Origin of the sequence: Pseudofrankia coriaricola, from assembly GCF_001854805.1 — a bacterium.
GTDB lineage: Bacteria > Actinomycetota > Actinomycetes > Frankiales > Frankiaceae > Pseudofrankia.
Genome location: NZ_MBLO01000100.1, coordinates 1 through 2271, shown reverse-complemented (window position 1 = coordinate 2271; position 2271 = coordinate 1). Strand labels below are relative to the sequence as shown.

Sequence of the window (2271 nt, the reverse complement as noted above, 5' to 3'; positions counted from 1 at the left end):
AGCTGTCGGGTTCGGGCTGGGCTGCCCGGCCCTCGCGCAGCAAGCACGCGATGGGCTTCACCCCAAGGCCCGCGCCGGAGGGGGCGCTGGCCGGTCATGCGAGGTGGGTCCCCCGCTCCTGCCCGAGGTGACGACTCGGAGGGGACACCGGGACCGCGGGCAGGATTCGGCGTTCGGTCCGGTGTTGGACGTGACGTCGTGAACGAGACTAGTCCATTTGGATACGACGATGCGTAGTAGGTAGCACGGACACGCCTGGTCCCACGAGCTGTCGGTTCCGGGCCCCACGAGCCGGTGTCGTGACGGGTGTCGCCGAGAGTCACCGGCTACCCAGAACAGTAGAGGCGGGCGAGATGGTGCCGACCATTGACTACCGTGCATAGTTGAAAAACTACGTACAGATCCCACATTGGGGCCGAGAGGCCACAGAAGGCGGCACGAGTGGTACCTAGCCCGGGGTGGTGACGCCTGCATCCCTATGACGAGCGGGCCTACTCGCCGGCTCGGCCGGGCCTTGCTGGGTTGGTGGTGTTATTTGGGCACCAGTTCCGAATCTTAAGGACCAAAATCCTACAGAGGATGTCTGGGAAGGGCATGGGTGACAGGCCGGTGAGGCGGTGCAGCAGGATCGGCTGCTCCTGCTCGACCACGTCGCCGGCGCCCGCCGGGAAGTCCGTGCCGTCCAGCGCGTTCTGGAGGCGATCATCGTTCGCATCGGTGGCGAGTAGCTGCTACGCAGGCCGCTGGTGCAGGTACAGGCGGCCGGCTTCCCGATCGAGCGGCACGAACGATACAAACGCGGGATCGTGGAGCGACTGGTGGCCCGCAATCCCCAGGCGGCTCAGGCCACCGCGCGGCCTGAGCCAAAGATCGGTTCCGACCTCGATGCCGACGCTGGCTGACCGGTACCCGGAGATGAACGCCTCCGACAGGCCCGATCTGCGGACCCTGACCGCTCCTTCTGCTATCGACGTGACCACGCCCGCACATCCCGATCACTGCACGTGGCCGATGGATGGTGGTGTTCGGCGGCGTAGGGCGAGCACGGCGGGGTGGTGGTCGACCTGGAGGGTGACGAGTTCGACGGCGAAGTCGCGGTGGAGTAGCTGTTCGACCTCGAACTGGGCAGACGACGAACGGGCTGTTACCGCGTGTTGGGTCGCTCGCCGCGGTCGAGTACGACGTGGCGGGTGCGAGCGCATTGGCGGCACGCCTCCCGGACGTGGAGACCCTGCGCGTCGATGCGCCCGGCCGACCCGCTGCCACCCCACCCTTTCCTATCAATCACACCAGTAGTACTACTATCTGGCGTCGTTGCTGCGGTGGACGCGTCCGAGGGCGCGGCGAGGGAGGGGACGCGGTGCCTGCTCAGGGCGGCGGTCGGTGGTCGCTTGACGGACTGTGGCCCAGGAGGTACGACCTGGACGCCGAATCGGGACCGGGCACGGCGACCAGGGGGTCTACGCGCCGCCGGATGACCGAGCCTCGGCGTCGGGCAGCCACCGTCGCCCTCCTGGCCAGCGGAACATTGGCCACCTCGATGACGGGCTTCGCCGCGGCCACCTCCGACACCCCCGGCGACGACCAGCCCACCGCCGACCCGATCATGCAGGCATCCACACTCGGCGCCTCGATGTTCGGCAACCAGCCGGCCCCGCAGGACGCACCCGACGGCGTGGCACTGGCAGCGGAGATCGCGAACCCGACCCAACAGTTCACAACCCTGACCATCACGCCCGACAAGACGACGATCAGCCCCAACGACCAGGTGACCTTCACGGTCCACGCCGCGGCGGCGACGACCGGTGCACCCGTCGCGGGTGAGCAGGTCAACATCGTCGTCGTCACCGGCACCCGCTGGTCGAAAAGCGCCATCCTGCGAACCGACGATGACGGCGACGCCCGCATCAGCGCCCGCCTGCTGAGCACAACCACGATCACCGCGGTGTTCGACGGAGACGCCGCGCTGCGCCCCTCGACGGCGGAGGCCGCCACCGTCGTCGTCCGCAGCCCCACGGCAGGTCCGGGCTCCGGGCCGGGAGGCATCGCGACGGCGATCCCCCGCAGTACCATCGGCGAAAAGGCCGTCTACCTCGCGTCCCTGCAGGCCGGCAAGCCCTACGTGTGGGGCGCGACCGGCCCCAACGCCTTCGACTGCTCCGGCTTCGCGCAGTACATCTACAAGCAGCTGGGCCGCTACCTGCCACGCACCGCCCAGCAGCAGTACAACGCGACGATCCACGTCCCGCAGTCCGCCAAACAACCCGGCGA

The 2271-nt window shown here is 68.3% G+C and carries 2 protein-coding genes; both read left to right on the top strand.

The window, feature by feature from the left end; translation table 11 throughout:
• The first annotated feature begins 746 nt into the window (after positions 1–746).
• A complete protein-coding gene (locus tag BCD48_RS51280) occupies positions 747–902 on the top strand; it encodes a hypothetical protein (protein WP_157910507.1) in 156 nt (51 codons plus the stop codon).
• A 572-nt stretch (positions 903–1474) separates the two neighbouring features.
• The coding region (locus tag BCD48_RS15695) for a C40 family peptidase (RefSeq protein WP_083418697.1) at positions 1475–2271 on the top strand (797 nt) is incomplete at its 3' end.